This window comes from Solibacillus sp. FSL R5-0691 (assembly GCF_037974225.1).
Lineage (GTDB): Bacteria > Bacillota > Bacilli > Bacillales_A > Planococcaceae > Solibacillus.
On sequence record NZ_CP150231.1, the window covers coordinates 3,080,193 to 3,097,527 of the forward strand.

Sequence of the window (17,335 nt, forward strand, 5' to 3'; positions counted from 1 at the left end):
ATCATATATAAAAGTAAAAGCAGATGATTTAAAAAGCAGTCTTTTAATAAATAGAATAATTTTACGTTCCATTAACCGATAAGCAGCTTCCCGTTAATCCTTTTTAGCGTTCCTAAAATACTCATCGCTGCTAAATAACTCGTTTTCGGATTTGCAGGGAGCGGGTTATTCTTAATAGTAAATGTTGCCTCTCCAAAGTCTCCTGTAACTTCAATATGATGAATATTTTTATCAATTTTCGGATCTGCCACTAATGTGACTCTAGTTTTTTCAAACCCAATACTCGCCACTGCAAGTACAATTGATACATTCATATTTTTCGGATAACGGCTAATCGCTTCTGCCGCATTCCCTTCAAATATTACCTTCGCTTCCTCAAGTGTTTCATCAACTAATGAGCTTGCCGGCTTACGTGTTGTGAGCTCGACGGATGTTACTGTACCAAGCGCATGTGCATTTTGCAGTAAATCCAATCCGCCAACCGCGCCTGATGGCAAGTAAAGTCTTCTGTTGTATTCATTCGCTAAGTTATTTAGCTCTGCCAGAAGTGTTTCTTCCACCAAAGCACCAATACTAATGACGACAACATCCTTTTTTCTGATTGCAGAAGGGAGCAATGTATGAACTGCTTCAATATTTGCGGCCTCCACTACTATATCAATATCTGAATCTAAAAATGCAGCAATTTCTGTGTACAGCTTGATGCCATAAGTGGATTCCAGCAATTTATGCTTTTCCGTATCCCTTACAAAGATACTCGTAATGCGTAAGTTTTCTTGCAGCTTTTCATTTATTTCTTCCAAAAGAAAGTGAGCAATTGCACCGGCGCCAATTATACCAATTTTCATTGGGTACCTCCTTTAAATTATTCTTTTTTATTTATACTCTTCTACAACCATATCATAATTTCAGGACTGCATTCTCCCATCCTTTATCGGAGGGTTTACTTCAATTATATAGGTGAATTCGTTAGTATGAATATAAGGCAAATCATAGAGGAGGCATTCATATGGAACTAACCGTTTACTTAGCAGGACAAATTCATGATAATTGGCGTGAAGAAGTTGCACAAAAGGCGAAGGAAAAAAATCTTCCGCTTCACTTTGTAGCACCTCAGACAGATCATGACCGGTCAGATAATATTGGCGAGGAAATATTAGGTATCCAACCATCACCATATTACAAAGACAATGCTGCTTCTGATATTAATAACTTCCGGACTCAGGTATTAATGCAGAAAGCGGATATCGTCATTGCATTATTCGGAGAGAAATATAAACAATGGAATACTGCTATGGATGTAAGTACAGCAATTGCTATGGACAAACCGACAATCATCATCCGTCCCGAGTCTTTAATTCACCCTTTAAAAGAGCTATCCAATAAAGCAAATGTAACGGTGGAAACTGTTGATCAGGCAATGGAAGTTATCCGCTATATATTTGATTAAATCAATAGCAATGTACACGACAAAAAAGAACGAATCCCTTGGAATTCGTTCTTTTTATATAATTTATATACGCTTCAAGGCACCATTAGGCTGTGGCAATTCACTTGCTGTTATATCATTCATTTTACAGAAATGTGTGAAGAATTGCTGAGCAAGCTCTTTTTCCTGAGGATCTGTTTTCAAGGAGATGATATCACGTAAAATTTGAGCCATCCATAAATTGTTGAAATAGCGATGTTTACCAGTATTCCATGTCATTTTATGAGTGAACTTTTCGTTTACGTAATAGTTCCAGAACAGCATCTTCTCTGCTTCCTCTTCAGTCAGTTCAATTCGGTACTTTGAATGTGCCGGAATATATCCATCTTCACTCAATTTCCCGATAAAGTTCTCCTCTACCATATACATACCTAAAATACGTCGTTCTTTTTCAGAAGAATTTTCATCTACTGCCGTTAACAAAACAGCACTGTTTAAATGCAGGCGAATCGGTTTTACAGGCTTCCCTTTATTTACACCGCTTTTCGTTAATCCCGAAAAAACCTTCCAATCTGAAAAGGCAGTTCGTTTTTCTTCATCATCACACCAGAAAACTAATTGTGACTCTGGGTGAAGCTTGAAATTTTTCATATGTTTTTCATGTATTAAACGAATTTCCTGGTTTTTACGTTGGAGTTTTAAATTCTCTTCTTTTTGCCACTCTTCTTCTCTTCGTTCTAATTCTTTTTTCTGAATAATTTTTTCGAGTGTTTGCACATCATCTTTATCGTGAAGTACTAAGTGCTTTCCAAATACATCAGGGAAAACGAATTTTTTACTTTCCGATGCAAAATGTATTTCAATACTAGATTCATTCTGTTTAACGATACTACCCATTCCGAAATGCTTATGTGTAACTTTTTTATTGATTAGATTCATTATTTAAATCCTCCTTGTAAAATAAAAACACAGTTACGTTCAATTGCCGGTCAATAATTAACCCCGTTTAGAGCTTTGACAACTGTTAAAATTTTTGCTCTCTTGAATAAAAAAAGTACATATAAACGCATCCTTTATAGTGAATAAAAAAGTACAAAGAAATACATAATACGCACCGAAAACAATTGTAAGACCATTATAACATTTTTTATCAAAAAATACAAAAAAAATTATTGACATTTTATTTTCCGTTAGGTTAAAATGAAATTTTGCTCTAAGTCAACTAAAATATTTATCCATTAAAATTATAGTAGACATCCGTTTTGACTGTGTAAATACACGTCCAATACGGATGTTTTTTTGTCTCTTCATAAAAAGAATGATTCACCCCTCTTAGCCTCTTTTTTAAAATTTACTCGTCACAAAGCACTTTACTGTCAGACTTCACATATGTTGCGTATATATAAACATGCCTTGTTTTAGTTCAAGCCTGTATTTGCATATAAGTAAGTAAATGGCTGGACGATCATCATGAATCTTAAGGAGTGGATGAATGGGTGCAATTAATGGTGAAAGTTATATTAACCGATTAAATTCGTTAAATAATGAAATATGGCTGGACGGAGAAAAGGTGGAAGGACCGTTATCTGAACATCCCGTATTTAAAGGTCTTATTCAGACGAAAGCTTCCCTCTATGATTTACAGCATGACCCTAAAATAATTGATGAAATGACTTTCGTATCCCCCCTTTCAGGAAAACGTGTCGGCCTTTCTTATTTGATGCCTAAAACGAAAGAGGAGTTAATAAAAAGGCGCAAAATGATGGAACATTGGGCGAAACATACACATGGAATTCTAGGAAGAAGTCCCGATTATTTAAATTCTGTCTTAATGGGGTTCACCTCAACTGCAGCACTTCTTGAAGGCCAAGAAAACTGTTTCCCAGATAATCTCCGCGCATTTTTTGAAATGGTGAGGGAAAATGATCTATCGCTTACCCATACATTTATAACACCTCAAGTTAATCGTTCTCAAAGTTATATTGAAAATACAAATGAACCGATTTCTGCAAGGGTTGTCGCGGAGACTGAAGATGGCCTTATTATAAAAGGTGCACGCCTGTTAGCGACACAAGGCGGTTTAACCGATGAGGTGTTTGTATTTAATGTCGGTAAGCTTGTATTCGGCGAAGATGAAACTTTTTCGTTTGCGGTCCCATCGAATACGAAAGGATTAAAATTCATTTGCAGAGATTCCTTTATAGGCGGAGAGTCTGCATTTGACCATCCTTTAAGTTCTAAATATGAAGAAATGGATTCCATCGTTGTGTTTGACAATGTTTTAGTGCCATGGGAACGGGTCTTTTTTTATAACAATGTGGAGGTTGCAGAAAAATTCCTTATTCACAGTGCCTTTAATCATTTTGCCAAGTATCAAGTTTTAATCAGGCAAATTGCGAAAACGGAATTTATATTAGGAATTGCCGAACTCCTCATCGAAACGATCAAAGTATATGAATATCAGCATATCCATGAAAAGATGACAGAAATTATTGCAGGATTGGAAACGATGAAGGCATTATTGGAGAAATCGGAGAATGATGCAGCACTTGATGAATATGGCTATTTGCGACCAGTAATTTTCCCATTAAAAGTTGCCGGTTATACGTTTTCGAAGATTTATCCACGGCTCACTGAAATTATTCAGCTTATCGGTGCAAGCGGAATAATTACGTTACCAACAGAAAAAGCATTTCAATCCCCCATCAGAGCCGATTTGGACCAATATCTTCAAGCCGCAACTAAACCTGCTGAAGAACGGGTGAGAATATTCCGGTTAGCTTGGGATCTAACGATGAGTTCATTTGGAACGAGGCAAACACAATACGAACGTTTCTTCTTCGGTGATACGGTTCGGTTAGCGACCGAATTATATTTTACGTATCCTAAAAAAGAATTTGTAGAGGCAATTTATACTTTCCTCAATCGGGATAGGTAAGAATGTTGATATCCTTAGCTTTATTGGGAGTCGAACGATTCTTTCAATTCCGCATATACTAGAGTAGAACGATAATCAAAAAGGATGATGATAAATGACATTGCTGGAAATGGTAAGCTCTATTGTGGCATGTACAAATTTCCATCCCTTTGACGAAGATGCAAACCCCAATGTCATTGAAGAAAGCAGCGATATGAACCGTTGGGAAAATGAGGGCGGAAGAACCCTTTAATTAATTCAACTTATCGTGAAGATAATGATGGACTCTGAATAAAACTAAAATTTAATATAAAAAATATCACTTTGCTCTAAGGAGTAAAGTGATATTTTTTGCGTTTTTCTAAGCTATCCCTTCAGGGTGCTTGTCCCAATTTAGATTGTTTTTTCCTTCATCATTTGCTTCAGATATTGCCTCAACTTTTACGCGCTTACCCAAACATCGGTACTTGTATATAGCTGATCTGTTCTAAAACGATAATTCTTGTTTTACTTTCTCTTTCATACGTATCTGTAGATTCTTTTAAAGTCAGGAAATCTTGATTTACCGATTCCAGTGTTCCGGTAACAAGCTCCTCACCAACTGCCACTGTTATTTCTTGATTTAATAACCTCAAGAGCTGAATATACAAAATGCCATTCAATTTAATCCCCTCCTTTTTAGTAAGCTATATTTTTAATACTCGCTACCGGAATATAAAGAGTATTTGAGTTTGAAGAAAGTGTAATATAGTCAAAGTTTACTTCTAATAAAGTACCCGTGACTTTTCCATATTCCGTTGCAACTGTAAGACTCGATCCTTTTAAAGTTTCGAGAGTTCTACGTAATTGCCACATATTTACCCCCCTTTATGATGTTATGTTAAAAGGATATGTTTGCCGGAGAAACTTGTTTGGGTAATTATTCTATTTTTCAAGATTCCCAAAAAAATCTAATTATGTCGCACAATTATTGTGAAATAAGATTCATATCATACTACTGAGGTGAGAAGTATGAAGGAAAGACAAGAAGGATTAGTAAGTGTAGTTATTCCATGCTATAATGCCGCGCCATTTATAGTAGATTGCCTAGACGGTCTTAAGTCACAAAAATACAAAAAAATGGAGGTTATTCTTGTAAATGATGCTTCAACTGACAATACATCAAAAAAAGTTGAAGACTGGCTGGAAAATACCAACCCCCCTTTTCCGGTTATTGTATGTAATTTACCTGTAAATACAGGCTTTGCAGGAGCTCTGACAATCGGCTATTTTATGAGTTCCGGCGAGTATATTGCCGTTAATGATGCAGATGACATTTCGCACCCTCTGCGTTTTGAAAAGCAAGTGGATTTTTTGTTAAACAATCCCGATTACGATTTAGTCGGATCAAATTACCAAGTATTTTATGACGGTAACTTGGAATCACTCGGTAAAGTTGCCGACTGGTTGAAGTATGGCGAGTCAATTAGAAAATGTTACGAAGCAGGTGTTCACTGTGTCTGTCACGGAACAATTTTATTTCGCGGAAAAGTTTTTGATTTGCTTGGCGGCCCCACTCGAAGAATTGTCGGAGCAGAAGACTATGAATTCATCGTAAAATTTTTAAATGCAAAATTAAAAATAGAAAATCTGAAGGAAATTTTATATTACTATCGGAAACATGAGCAACAACGTTCCAAAACTTTTTATGGAGGTGATAAGAGTGGCTGATGAAAGGATCTTATTAGTGATAGATGCTTTATATATCGGAGGAACCGAAACCCATGTATTAGGCTTGGCAAAAGAACTAGTTAAAAATAATATCTTTGTGGCGATTGCTGCAAATAAAACCGGTAGTTTAGTTGAGGCATTTGAAACATTAAATTGCCCTATTTACTCAATCGAGTTTCCAAAAACAATTCCTTTAGAAAAAAATCATGAATTGGCATTAGTGAAAGAACTTGAAAAAATTATTGAGCACGAAAATATTACCCATGTTCATATTCATCAGACGCCTTCCGGATATTTAGCAGGAAGAGCTGCTGAAAATAGAAATATCCCTACGATCATCACGATACACGGAACATATTATCCAAATCATGAAATACAGGAACTCCTTAAATTATCCGATGCAGTCATCTGTGTAAGCCCTCCTTTATGCAATTATGTAAAAACATTTGAAATAGAAAACCCTTATTTAATACCAAATGGAATCAATTTAAACGATTACCCAAGAAATTCCCAAGTAAAAGATATAAGAAGTGAATTAAAAATACCTAAAGATGCTCCCGTTCTTCTCTATGCGAGCAGAATCACATGGGCAAAAGCACAAGTTTGTTCTATTTTTTTAAGAGCCTGCAAAGATCTTAAATTAAATACTATCCCTAATCTTCATGTCATTGTAGTTGGTGATGGTAATAAATTGAACGAGATAAAAACATTGGCTCGAATGATTGAAGAAATGTGTGATGGAGCTTTTATTCATATCGTTGGAGAACAAAAAAATCTGCATCCCTATTACTCTGCAGCTGATTGCGTTGTAGGCACAGGCCGTGTAGCTTTAGAGGCTATGGCTTCAGAAAAGCAAGTAGTTGCTGTCGGCAACCATGGATATTTCGGGATTGTAGATGTGAACAATTTTGAAGATGCATGGAGTCATTATTTTGGAGATCATGGTTCTAAAGCAACTTGCAGCAGACATTTATTACGTGATGATTTGAATAAAGTCTTGAAGGATCAACATCGCCTAAAACTAAACGGAATTAAAGCCAGAGAAATAGCTGAGGAAAAATTTAATATTAATAATGTAGTAAAAGAAACATTGGCGGTTTATTCCAAAACGAGAAAAGGTGGGATGAAAAAATGAAAAAGGTTTTATATATAGGCTGGATCGGATTTAATAACCTGGGTGATGAACTGTTATGGCATATTTTCAGAGATACATGTACTAAATACTTGGATATGGAAAAAATCACTGTTAAGCCATCAATGCCCGGAACGGATTTAAAAAATCTCGATGAGTTTGATACGGTTGTACTTGGCGGAGGCTCCTTATTATTGCCTGGCTATCTTCAAATTCTTCAAAACGCTATTCATAAAGGAAAGTCCGTACTCATCTGGGGATCAGGGTTAGACTGGATTGAAGAGTCAAACCTGAATTTATTGATAAATGATCAGCTGACTTCTTTGGAACAAAACTTTAAACAAAAAGATATCGATGTACTGGAAGAAGTTTTGGAGCATGCACTTTTTATAGGCGTCCGAGGTCCCTTAACAAAAAAGGCGATCGAAATTATGGTTGGGAAAGAAAAATCGGAAAAAGTTAAAATAATCGGAGATCCTGCTTTACTATTACAAAATAAAGACACAATAAAACCTCATATCCAAGACAAACTAATCGGGATCAATTGGGGAACGACATTTAACCGTCTGTACGGTGCCAATGAAAGTTTAGTAGAAGAACAATTAGTCGCAGCAGTAAAAAGACTAATTGAAAAGGGTTATAAAATACTGATTTATACGATGTGGTCAGACGATCGATCCCATTGCGAAAGACTTTATAATAAAATCGGCGACACAGAAAATGTTCAGTTAGATAAAAACATTTATACCGAACAACAAATGATTCATAAATTATCAACGTGTACTGCAACGATAAACTTTAAACTCCATGCAAACATGCTTTCAATGGCTGCCGGTGTACCAGCGATTCCACTAGGATACCGCTTTAAAGTTTTCGATTTTGCAGCACTGCTCGGATTGCTGAATCTAGTCGTTTCTACAAGTTCAAAGCAGCTAACGAATGACGTATTAGATCGTATCGCGATGATTGAGAAAAGTGAATTGATGCCAGTTAAGCAATACAATATGACAAAGCAAACATGTACCCCTCTTTTAGAATCACCATTCACTCATCATTATTTTTAATTTTATACATTTTCAACAAGACTCCACTCGACACTCGGACTTAGGATACTGGTTGGTTTAAGACTGATTAGCGAATTACAAGGAGTCTTTTTTTTTTTGAGAAAATTACATATGGAAGTGAAAAATAACATTACTACTGCAATAATTACCACCTCATATTTGTTTCTTTCTTAAGGCAAACTAAAGCAAATATAAAAGGAAGGTGTTGTGCAAAAAACATGAATAAACCTTTCGTACCGCAGCTTGTATATTTCGAACCGAAAGCATTGGATTATCCACTCGGCAAAGAACTAAAAGAAAAATTTGAAGCTTTAGGTATTGAGATACGTTATACAACCTCCCATAACCAAATACGTAACTTCCCCGGAGACAATGATTTGCAAAAATATCGAATCGCAAAATCTATACTTGTCGTTGGTATTCGCAAAACTCTGAAATTCGATACGTCCAAGCCATCTGCTGAATATGCTATTCCACTTGCTACAGGATGTATGGGTCACTGCCATTATTGCTACTTACAAACAACAATGGGAAGCAAACCGTACATTCGGACATATGTGAATGTCGAGGAAATATTTGAAGCAGCAGATCGGTATATTGAAGAACGTGCACCTGAAATCACACGGTTTGAAGCGGCCTGTACTTCCGATATTGTAGGGCTGGATCACTTAACACATTCATTAAAGAAAGCGATAGAGCATTTCGGCGAAACCGAGTTGGGTAGATTAAGGTTCGTTACAAAATTCCATCATGTTGATCATTTACTCGATGCAAAACATAATGGCCATACAAGATTTCGTTTTAGTATTAATGCGGATTATGTCATAAAAAACTTTGAACCCGGTACTTCCTCGCTCGCTCAGCGGATCGAAGCAGCCGGCAAAGTAGCGAGAGCCGGTTATCCTCTTGGATTTATCGTAGCGCCAATTTACCTTCATGATGGATGGCAGGATGGCTATTATCATATGTTTGAACGACTTGATGCTGAACTCCCCCAAGACGTCCGCGAAGATATTACATTTGAATTTATTCAGCACCGTTTTACAAAGGCCGCTAAAAACGTGATTAATAAAAACTATCCGAAGACAAAGCTGAAACTGGATGAATCTGTAAGACGTGTAAAATGGGGTAAATACGGAATCAGTAAGTATATTTATCAAAAGAACGAAGAGGACGAAATGAAAGAAAAGCTTTACAGTTACATGGAAAAATTTTTTCCGAATGCCAAACTTGAGTATTTCACATAAAAGTAAAAGCAGACACGTTCAAAATGAACGGTCTGCTTCTTATATTTAACGGATTGTTAATTTTTATTTTGTAAAATCAATTTTCTTTTGCAATAAATAAATTGTGACGCCGCCTACTAGCATTGAAAAGGCCTCTCCCACTGCTACCATTCCGTACGTTGGCCAAAATGGCAGATCAAAAACGATCATCAGCTGAGCTGCAACTGTAAACATGGATGCCGTAAAAATAATACCGGTTACAATAATTTTCAGCACTAAGTTTTTGATATTTTTTGTAACGATTCGGCAAATAATCAAGACAATCAGTGTAGCAATCCCGCCTACCGGTACATCAATCCACCACATTGGTGAAAAGAGATTCGCAATGACGACACCTAATGTTACTCCTACTATGTATCGTTTATGGAATAGCACTAAATAGTTAAACATTTCCGACAGCCTTAATTGGACGGCTCCGAAACTAATGACAGCCAAAACAAGCGTCACTGCTACATAAAGAGAAGCAACGATCGCAACTTTAGCCGTTTCATGCACGTTGACACGTGATGATGAAACAGAATTTTCCATTATTTAATTTCCTCCTTTATAAAATAGCATGAAGTTGCTATTTTACTGATAACTATGACCAAAGGAGCATGGGTGCTAGTACCCTGCCAAAGTGTCATAGTGTGATTTTGCACCCATTCATTATGGAGTAAATATTAAATAATGGCAATACTTTATTTATTCATCCATCCACCATCAACCGGTATAATTGTTGCATGCATATAATCGCTTGCTTCACTCGCTAAAAATAATGTCACATTTGCAACCTCTTCAGGCTTCGCCCATCTGCCGGCAGGTGTTTGCTCTGCCACTAACTTCGCCATTTCACCTGCCCCTTCAAAATCGGCCGCATTCATCGGTGTTTCAATTGCACCCGGTGCAATCCCGTTGATACGTATCCCTTCCTTGCAATAATCATAGGAAAGCTGTTTTGTATAACCGATTACGGCATGTTTGGACGCGGTATATGCTGCACCACCGCCACCTGCAATCATTCCAGCAATCGATGCCATATTTACGATAACACCGCGCTTTTGCTTAAGCATTTTCTTTAATACCGCATTCGTTACAAAGAACATCCCTTTTACATTCACGTTAAAGATTTTGTCCCATAATGATTCTTCTGTTTCAAGTGACGGGACATAACCATCAAGGATACCGGCTGTATTACATAAAATATCGATTACTTCTAATTGTCCAATCGTTTCTTCAATAAACTGATGATCCGTTACACTTCCTGCATAGTGATAGTACTTGTCATCCGTTATTACTGCTTTCTGAATATCGATCCCAATAACAGTAGCCCCTTCTTTTAAAAAAGCTGCTGCTTGTGCTCGTCCGATTCCGGATGCGGCACCCGTAATGACGACGACTTTATTTTCAAATTGCTTTCCCACTGTTTTCCCTCCAAAAAAATAACTGACTTGCAATAAACAAGCCAGCATTAATTACTTATAGAACGATTTCCCAATCATCCGCTAAAATATCACAAACTGTCGGTGTAAACATCGTATACCCTTCACCAGTTACATTAATAACAAAATACGGATTCATGTCCAAGTCATCCAATGTAGTTGCAGGCACATACTTAACATATAGTTCAGCACCGCCCCAGCCTTTACGGATTATCTTCTCTCCATTTTTTAAACGAGGCAAAATTTCTTCAAATGTCATTTTCATCTTCCTTTATGTATTCATATTTCTTACACATATTATAACAATAAGTTGTGTAAATCACATGCACCGGGTGTCAAAAAGATATCCCGGTGCACGGCAGCCTTATGTTCCTCTATGCTTTGTAACTTCTTGCGGTGGGTTATTATGAATTACCTGATTAAACTCTTTTGAATACTCTTCACGACGATTCGTATCCTTTTTTTCCTTTTTATTCTTAGTGAAGCTTGTTTTACTTTTTTTCGCCAACTTCTTTCACCTCCGAAACGAATTGGATTCTTATTTATTTTGCGTAAAATTGATGAATGTATGAAGACAATTTTTAGAGTTATGAAACCAAATCATTTTCCGTAGAAATTTTAAAACTTTTTGTATAAAAAATAAGATCTGACCTATACTATTAAAGATTTCACTTCAATCTAAATGACTGGAGGGTTAACCCGATGAGTGCGAATGATCAATCTCAAAAGGACCAACAAAAACTGAATAAGCTTACACAGAATATTTTTGGAGCAATCTAAAATTAATCTGAAAGCGAGGCAGTGTGTCATGGAGGATCATAAGTGGTAATCAAAATAAGAACCTGGAATTAAAAACTCCAGGTTCTTTCTTATTGTTAAAATTATTAGACAGTACAATTTAAAATAAATTAAAAATTTTTCATAATCAACGTTTAAAAAACGAAATACAGCCTATACTATTAAAGATTTCACTTCAAATCTAAGTGACTGGAGGGTTAACCCGATGAGTGCGAAAGATCAATCTCAAAAGGACCAACAAAAACTGAATGAGCTTAAACAGAATATTTTGGAGCAATCTAAAATTTAATCTGAAAGCGAGGCAGTGTGTCATGGAGGAGCAAAAGTGATAATCAAAAAAAGAACCTGGAATTAAAAATCCAGGTTCTTTCTTATTTTTATGATTCTATGCCGGCAATCCCAAATCCTCCAGGACCCGCATGAGTCGAGATCATCGCACCAGCCTGCATCCATCTTACGTTTTGAAAACCGGCTTCCTTCGCGATTGCTTCCAGGCGTTTTTTAATTTGTTCATCCAGTCCGACCGAGTAGATTAAATACAATTGTTCCCGATCAATATTGTATTCATCTAAATAATCCCTCATCAGCTTTTCTGCAACAATTTCCATCTTGCCACGGTATTTTCTAGTTGAAACAAGCTTTCCTTCTTTCAACTCAATACATGGCTTGATTTTAAGCAATGCACCACCGATGTATGCAATATTGCTCACCCGTCCACCTGCTTTTAAAAAGTCTAAACTTCCTGGCAGGAACGCTAGCCTTGTTTTAGGAACGTTTGATTCAATTTTTGCAATTAAATGCTCAGGACTAATCTTAGGCTCTTCTTCAAGCAAGCGAGCTGCATACATCACTACCGCCCCCAATCCACCAGTTACATTTAACGCATCAATCAGAAAAAGATCATCAAAATCTTCTGCTGCAATTACCGCACTTTGAAAGGAAGCAGATGCTTTTGACGTATAGCCAATGTGAATAATGATACTTTCAGGAAATTTCAATCGAACATTCGTAAACAACTCTTCATATTCATGGACATTCGTCGCTGCCGTAGACGGTATTGACTTTGTTCGATCATAAAAATCAAAAACTTCTTCTACTGACAGCTCACCATCCAAATAATCTTTCCCATCCATAATAACGTGCATCGGTACTACTTGAATTTGATGTTTTTCAACCAGGTCCTTCGGTAAATCCGCACCACTCTCAGTCGATAAAATAATTCTTTTCATTGTACCTTCCTTTCAAAAACGCAGACATTGCTGCCATCTTTTTTGCATATCTCCCTTAAATATACACTATAAAGGAAATGCGGGATGCACAACATTTAGAATGAGTGTTGTATAAAATACATATAGTAAATTCAAATGCAGATCAGAAATTTGCACCATTATTATTAGGTATCTAATTTACTGCCTTACTATTGGCATCGAACAGCATCTGAATGAGCCGCCCGACTTAATGATTTCTGAAAAGTCGACTTCCAGCACTTCATAACCATGCTGTCTCATTTGATAATTCACATCACTGTTAACCGGCAAGCTCAGCACACGATTTTGTCCAATCGAAAGCACATTTGTCCCCATTGTAAACTGCTCGTTTTCGCTTACTTCGATTAAGTCATACATACTTGATAAATGTTTAACTACTTCCGGTTCGAATGCATCCGGAAAAACAAGTGCATCTTTTGATGAAAGAATATTGAATACACAGTCTAAATGTAAATATTTTGGGTTAAACGGGATTGGAAGGACTTCAAAATCAGGCAATTGTTTTTGTAAATTTTGAATGGCCTTCTCGCATGTGCGATCACTGATTCCGACAAAAACCCGAGGACCGTCAATAATCACATCGCCACCTTCAATTGAATATTTAGAAAGGTTATGATACGAAATTTTATTCTCCTTTAGCCATTGTGCCAGTACTTCATCTTCACCTTGACGGATAGGATTTGCCATCTGCGAAACAAACAACTGATCTCCAATAGTAAAACCAATATCTCTTGTAAATACTTGTTCCGGGTGCTCTTTACTAGGAGGGAGTTTAATTACTTCCACACCAGCATTAAGTAGCGTTTGTTCAAACTTTTGATGCTGGGCTAGTGCAAGATCCTGATCGATATTATCATGCTTATATTTTTTTTGAACATCATTGATTACTTCTTTAATTTCCATATATTTAGGTTCACATAATACAACTTTTTTTAAAGTTCCATATTCGCTTTGACATGCTATTTGGGATTGCTTTGAAAATGTATTTACCATAAGTCATCCTCCAGATTCTTAATTCACCTTTTTACCATTCCCTATTTTTGCGTTTCCATAAACAATTTTTAATCAATATAAGGTGAATACTGTTGTTTCAAGTAATTTTCATTAGGGTATGGAAATGCAATAAGAATAAGCTGAAGAACATTAACGGAGGAGATTTTATGATTACGAAGGGTCAGGCTCTATTAACGAAAGAAGATTTCCACAATCGAACGGATTTACCAAGTTGGCTCTATAAAGAATACGAAACGTTTCATAAAACAGTAACGGATAAAACATTTCCTTGTTTTTTTGGGATGAGCGGCGAGCTTAAAGGCGAACTTCGGTATGCATATATTACACAGGACGACTGGAGTAATTTACCTCAAGCAGTAGAAGGATTTTTAGAATTATTTAAACAGCCCAATTATAAAAGACACGGTCTATTTGTATTTGTTGAACCTTTCGAACAAGAAGGGGCACTCGATGATTACCGTCAACAGTTTTGGGATATTCTCCAGTATCTACATACAGCCGATAAAGTAGAATGGCCAGAAAACAGCCCTCGTGATCCAGATCATTATTTATGGGATTTCCACTTCGCCGGAGAACCAATATTTGTATTTGGAAATGCTCCTGCATATAAGAAGCGCAAAACCCGCCATTTAGGAAATGCGATGGTGCTCGGATTCCAGCCACGTAAAATCTTCCAAGGTTTAGAAGGTACCGAAAAAGGCGGTATTATGTCCAGGGATAAAGTACGGAAGCGTGTAGAGGTTTGGGATCAACTTCCGAAGCACCCGGATATCGGCCACTTTGGAGATCCGACACATAACGAATGGAAACAATCCTTTATCGGCGACGATATTGTACCGATCCAAGGGAAATGCCCTTTCCAACATAAATCATTGCTATTATAGTGCTATAAAAAAGAACGAATCCATCGTGAGATTCGTTCTTTTATTTATTTAATTAAGCTTCTTCGAACGAAATAACATAGTCAGTGCAAATAAAAATAAAAAAATTGTTACAAGCCGACGCTTCAACGGTTTGCCAGCTAACATTCTAATCCGGCAATCCCGACGCCCCCTGGACCAGCATGCGCAGATATCCCAGCTCCAGCCTGCATCCATTTCACATTTTCGAATCCCTTCCCCTTTGCAATTTCAACCATCCGATTTTTAATACCTTCATCAAGTCCGATTGAGTAAATCAAAAATAGCAGTTTTTTATCAATATTATATTCATTTAAAAAATCACGCATAAACTTCTCTGCTACCATACTCATCTTCCCGCGATAGTTTCTTGTTGAAACTAGTTTACCTTCTTTCAATTCAATGCAAGGTTTTATTTTCAACAGTGCACCACCAATATATACAAGATTGCTTACTCTTCCTCCAGCTTTCAAAAATTCGAGACTGCCTGGTAGAATTGAAAGCCTAGTTTTGGGAACAAAGGATTCTATTTCCTTTATTAAACGAATATGGTCAATGGAAGGTTCGTTTTCAATCAATAATGCTGCATGCATAACGATTGCTGCAAGTCCTCCAGTTATATTTAATGAGTCGATTAAATACAGATCATCAAAGTCTTCTGCTGCTATGACCGCGCTTTGAAAAGTGACAGATGCTTTCGATGTACATCCAATATGAATAATAATACTATCCGGAAAATCTGCTCTGATTTTTGAAAATAAATCATGATATTCCTGTACGTTAGTAGCTGATGTGGAAGGAATTTTCTTCGTACGATTATAATAATCAAAGACTTCCTCTACAGAAAGTTCTCCGTCCAAATAATCTTTTCCATCCATAATGATATGCATTGGAGCCACTTGAATTTGATATTTCTCAACCAATTCTTGCGGTAAATCTGCCCCACTGTCAGTCGATAATATAATCTTACTCATCCTATACACCTTCCAATTAACGCAGCGATTTCTGCGTACTTATATTTTTATCAATAGTGAACCTATAGATGCCACTATATTATTTTGTTAAACCTCTACTATATTTATATGTAAGAGTTGAGATTGCATAACCTGTTTAGACATCCCCAATAGAAAAAAACGAATTTTTTTCAAATCCGTTTTGTAATCTATTGAGCTTAATCTTTTTCTACCTATTTCAAAATCGTTCCTCAGTAAGATCTACATTTACCGAAACTGCTGCTTTATTTCCTCTTGCAGCCGAAATCATTAACGATGAAGGTCGTGCTGTTTCGGTTTCTCCTGCAATGTAGACATTTTTTTCAGATGTTCTGCCAACACCGTCAGTTATGACTTTCCCGTTTTCATGAACTTCACAACCTAACATTTCCACAAGCTTATTCGGACGGTAATACGTTGGTGCTACAAAACCAAAAGATCGTTCTAGCGTATCTCCCGATTCAAACTCGATTTTTTCTAAAAACCCGTCATTACCAATTAATGCTTTTATCTGATCCTCTATTATTTTGATATTCCGTTTTTCTAACAGCGAAGTCGCCTCTTCCGAAAGTTCAAGGCCATTTGTCAGAACAACTAAATCCTGTGACCAGTTATAAATCAACTTAGTCAAATGCAGCACATGCTCTTCTTTTTCAGCGATGACCACTAAAGGCTTATCCCGCTGTTCCCAGCCATCACAATAGGGACAACTGAATAAACTCTTCCCGTAATAATTCCTTATACTCGGTATGAAAAAAACTTCTTGAATGCCTGTAGCCAATATAACTTTTTCCGTTATATACTCCTTCTCATTAGAAGCTTTGACAATATACCTGTCACTATCTTTATCCTTAGTAATTTCCGTAACAGTTGCGTTTACGTACGATACTGTTGGATAGTTCTCGAGTTCCTTCAAACCTATTTCTCTAAACTCCTGAGGGTTTGTCCGATCACGAGTAATAAATCCGCGTGCCTCTGCAGTCACACGATTACGATTCGTATTATCATCGAATAATACAACCTCTCTTCTAGCTCTGCCTAAAACTAAACTGGCACTTAATCCAGACGGTCCTCCGCCGATAATAATACAATCCAATATATCCATTTTTATCACCCACTCATATTTGTTTCTAATTTCTTTAAATTCCCAGTATCTTTATAGAAAAAACCTCAATAATTCTTTATGCCCCATCTTGGATATTTTGAACCAAAAATCCAGAAGTATCCTTTAGTCAATAATTTTTGTATAAAAGACCTCTCAAAAATCAAAAAATTATAACTTTTTAATATATATAGTAAAATCGATAAATTTAGATAGACAAAAGTCCTGTAATCATATATTCTATTACTCGTCTTTACAACCCTCATTTTGGGAATGAAAGTCAATATATAGGTAAAAGGTAGA

The 17,335-nt window shown here is 36.6% G+C and carries 20 protein-coding genes; 8 read left to right on the forward strand and 12 right to left on the reverse strand.

The window, feature by feature from the left end; genetic code table 11:
- Positions 1–71 precede the first annotated feature (71 nt).
- A complete protein-coding gene (gene nadX / locus MKY51_RS15550; protein WP_339173715.1) occupies positions 72–848 on the reverse strand; it encodes an aspartate dehydrogenase in 777 nt (258 codons plus the stop codon).
- Between the two features lie 161 nt (positions 849–1,009).
- Here nadX and MKY51_RS15555 point away from each other — a divergent pair, with 161 nt between their 5' ends.
- A complete protein-coding gene (locus tag MKY51_RS15555; protein ID WP_339173718.1) occupies positions 1,010–1,450 on the forward strand; it encodes a YtoQ family protein in 441 nt (146 codons plus the stop codon).
- 63 nt (positions 1,451–1,513) lie between these two features.
- On the opposite strand, the gene MKY51_RS15560 is transcribed toward MKY51_RS15555, so the two are convergent.
- Positions 1,514–2,368, reverse strand: a complete 855-nt coding sequence (locus MKY51_RS15560) for a malate synthase (RefSeq protein ID WP_339173719.1) — start codon at positions 2,366–2,368, stop codon at positions 1,514–1,516.
- A gap of 553 nt (positions 2,369–2,921) precedes the next feature.
- Between MKY51_RS15560 and hpaB the strand changes: the two genes are divergently transcribed.
- Entirely contained in the window at positions 2,922–4,367 is a 1,446-nt protein-coding gene (gene hpaB, locus MKY51_RS15565) for a 4-hydroxyphenylacetate 3-monooxygenase, oxygenase component (protein WP_339173721.1), read from the forward strand.
- A gap of 94 nt (positions 4,368–4,461) precedes the next feature.
- Positions 4,462–4,599, forward strand: a complete 138-nt coding sequence (locus tag MKY51_RS15570) for a hypothetical protein (RefSeq protein ID WP_339173723.1) — start codon at positions 4,462–4,464, stop codon at positions 4,597–4,599.
- Positions 4,600–4,795: 196 nt separating this feature from the next.
- On the opposite strand, the gene MKY51_RS15575 is transcribed toward MKY51_RS15570, so the two are convergent.
- Both MKY51_RS15575 and MKY51_RS15580 read right to left on the reverse strand, forming a co-directional pair.
- Positions 4,796–5,008 carry a hypothetical protein gene (locus MKY51_RS15575; RefSeq protein ID WP_339173726.1) on the reverse strand — a complete coding sequence of 71 codons (213 nt, stop codon included), beginning with the start codon at positions 5,006–5,008 and terminating at the stop codon, positions 4,796–4,798.
- A 16-nt stretch (positions 5,009–5,024) separates the two neighbouring features.
- Entirely contained in the window at positions 5,025–5,201 is a 177-nt protein-coding gene (locus tag MKY51_RS15580; protein ID WP_339173728.1) for a DUF2642 domain-containing protein, read from the reverse strand.
- A gap of 156 nt (positions 5,202–5,357) precedes the next feature.
- Between MKY51_RS15580 and MKY51_RS15585 the strand changes: the two genes are divergently transcribed.
- The 4 genes from MKY51_RS15585 (at position 5,358) to splB (ending at position 9,499) form a co-directional block, all read left to right on the forward strand.
- Positions 5,358–6,056, forward strand: a complete 699-nt coding sequence (locus MKY51_RS15585) for a glycosyltransferase family 2 protein (RefSeq protein WP_339173730.1) — start codon at positions 5,358–5,360, stop codon at positions 6,054–6,056.
- Positions 6,049–7,191 carry a glycosyltransferase family 4 protein gene (locus MKY51_RS15590; protein ID WP_339173731.1) on the forward strand — a complete coding sequence of 381 codons (1,143 nt, stop codon included), beginning with the start codon at positions 6,049–6,051 and terminating at the stop codon, positions 7,189–7,191. Before MKY51_RS15585 ends, MKY51_RS15590 begins: the two co-directional genes overlap by 8 nt.
- The gene (locus MKY51_RS15595) at positions 7,188–8,252 is read left to right on the forward strand and encodes a polysaccharide pyruvyl transferase family protein (RefSeq protein ID WP_339173734.1); all 1,065 of its coding nucleotides are present in this window, start codon (positions 7,188–7,190) and stop codon (positions 8,250–8,252) included. The genes MKY51_RS15590 and MKY51_RS15595 overlap by 4 nt, the downstream gene beginning before the upstream one ends.
- A gap of 218 nt (positions 8,253–8,470) precedes the next feature.
- Complete coding sequence (splB, locus tag MKY51_RS15600; RefSeq protein WP_339173736.1) at positions 8,471–9,499, forward strand: spore photoproduct lyase; 1,029 nt, start codon at positions 8,471–8,473, stop codon at positions 9,497–9,499.
- A 63-nt stretch (positions 9,500–9,562) separates the two neighbouring features.
- On the opposite strand, the gene MKY51_RS15605 is transcribed toward splB, so the two are convergent.
- From MKY51_RS15605 to MKY51_RS15630, 6 genes are all read right to left on the reverse strand, one after another.
- Positions 9,563–10,066 carry a QueT transporter family protein gene (locus tag MKY51_RS15605; protein ID WP_339173739.1) on the reverse strand — a complete coding sequence of 168 codons (504 nt, stop codon included), beginning with the start codon at positions 10,064–10,066 and terminating at the stop codon, positions 9,563–9,565.
- A 152-nt stretch (positions 10,067–10,218) separates the two neighbouring features.
- Positions 10,219–10,941, reverse strand: coding sequence for a 3-oxoacyl-ACP reductase (locus tag MKY51_RS15610; protein WP_339173741.1), 723 nt, complete (start codon positions 10,939–10,941; stop codon positions 10,219–10,221).
- A 55-nt stretch (positions 10,942–10,996) separates the two neighbouring features.
- Positions 10,997–11,218 carry a DUF2829 domain-containing protein gene (locus tag MKY51_RS15615; RefSeq protein ID WP_008405570.1) on the reverse strand — a complete coding sequence of 74 codons (222 nt, stop codon included), beginning with the start codon at positions 11,216–11,218 and terminating at the stop codon, positions 10,997–10,999.
- A gap of 105 nt (positions 11,219–11,323) precedes the next feature.
- Positions 11,324–11,467: a hypothetical protein gene (locus MKY51_RS15620; protein ID WP_014822645.1), complete on the reverse strand. Its 144-nt coding sequence runs from the start codon at positions 11,465–11,467 to the stop codon at positions 11,324–11,326.
- A 667-nt stretch (positions 11,468–12,134) separates the two neighbouring features.
- Positions 12,135–12,986: a DegV family protein gene (locus MKY51_RS15625; protein ID WP_339173747.1), complete on the reverse strand. Its 852-nt coding sequence runs from the start codon at positions 12,984–12,986 to the stop codon at positions 12,135–12,137.
- Between the two features lie 177 nt (positions 12,987–13,163).
- Positions 13,164–14,018, reverse strand: a complete 855-nt coding sequence (locus MKY51_RS15630) for a dimethylarginine dimethylaminohydrolase family protein (protein WP_339173749.1) — start codon at positions 14,016–14,018, stop codon at positions 13,164–13,166.
- A 167-nt stretch (positions 14,019–14,185) separates the two neighbouring features.
- Here MKY51_RS15630 and MKY51_RS15635 point away from each other — a divergent pair, with 167 nt between their 5' ends.
- The gene (locus MKY51_RS15635) at positions 14,186–14,923 is read left to right on the forward strand and encodes a YqcI/YcgG family protein (protein WP_339173751.1); all 738 of its coding nucleotides are present in this window, start codon (positions 14,186–14,188) and stop codon (positions 14,921–14,923) included.
- A gap of 137 nt (positions 14,924–15,060) precedes the next feature.
- On the opposite strand, the gene MKY51_RS15640 is transcribed toward MKY51_RS15635, so the two are convergent.
- Complete coding sequence (locus MKY51_RS15640) at positions 15,061–15,912, reverse strand: DegV family protein (protein ID WP_339173754.1); 852 nt, start codon at positions 15,910–15,912, stop codon at positions 15,061–15,063.
- Positions 15,913–16,129: 217 nt separating this feature from the next.
- Positions 16,130–17,035 (reverse strand): NAD(P)/FAD-dependent oxidoreductase, encoded by a 906-nt coding sequence (locus MKY51_RS15645; RefSeq protein WP_339173756.1) that lies wholly within the window; start codon positions 17,033–17,035, stop codon positions 16,130–16,132.
- Positions 17,036–17,335: the final 300 nt, after the last annotated feature.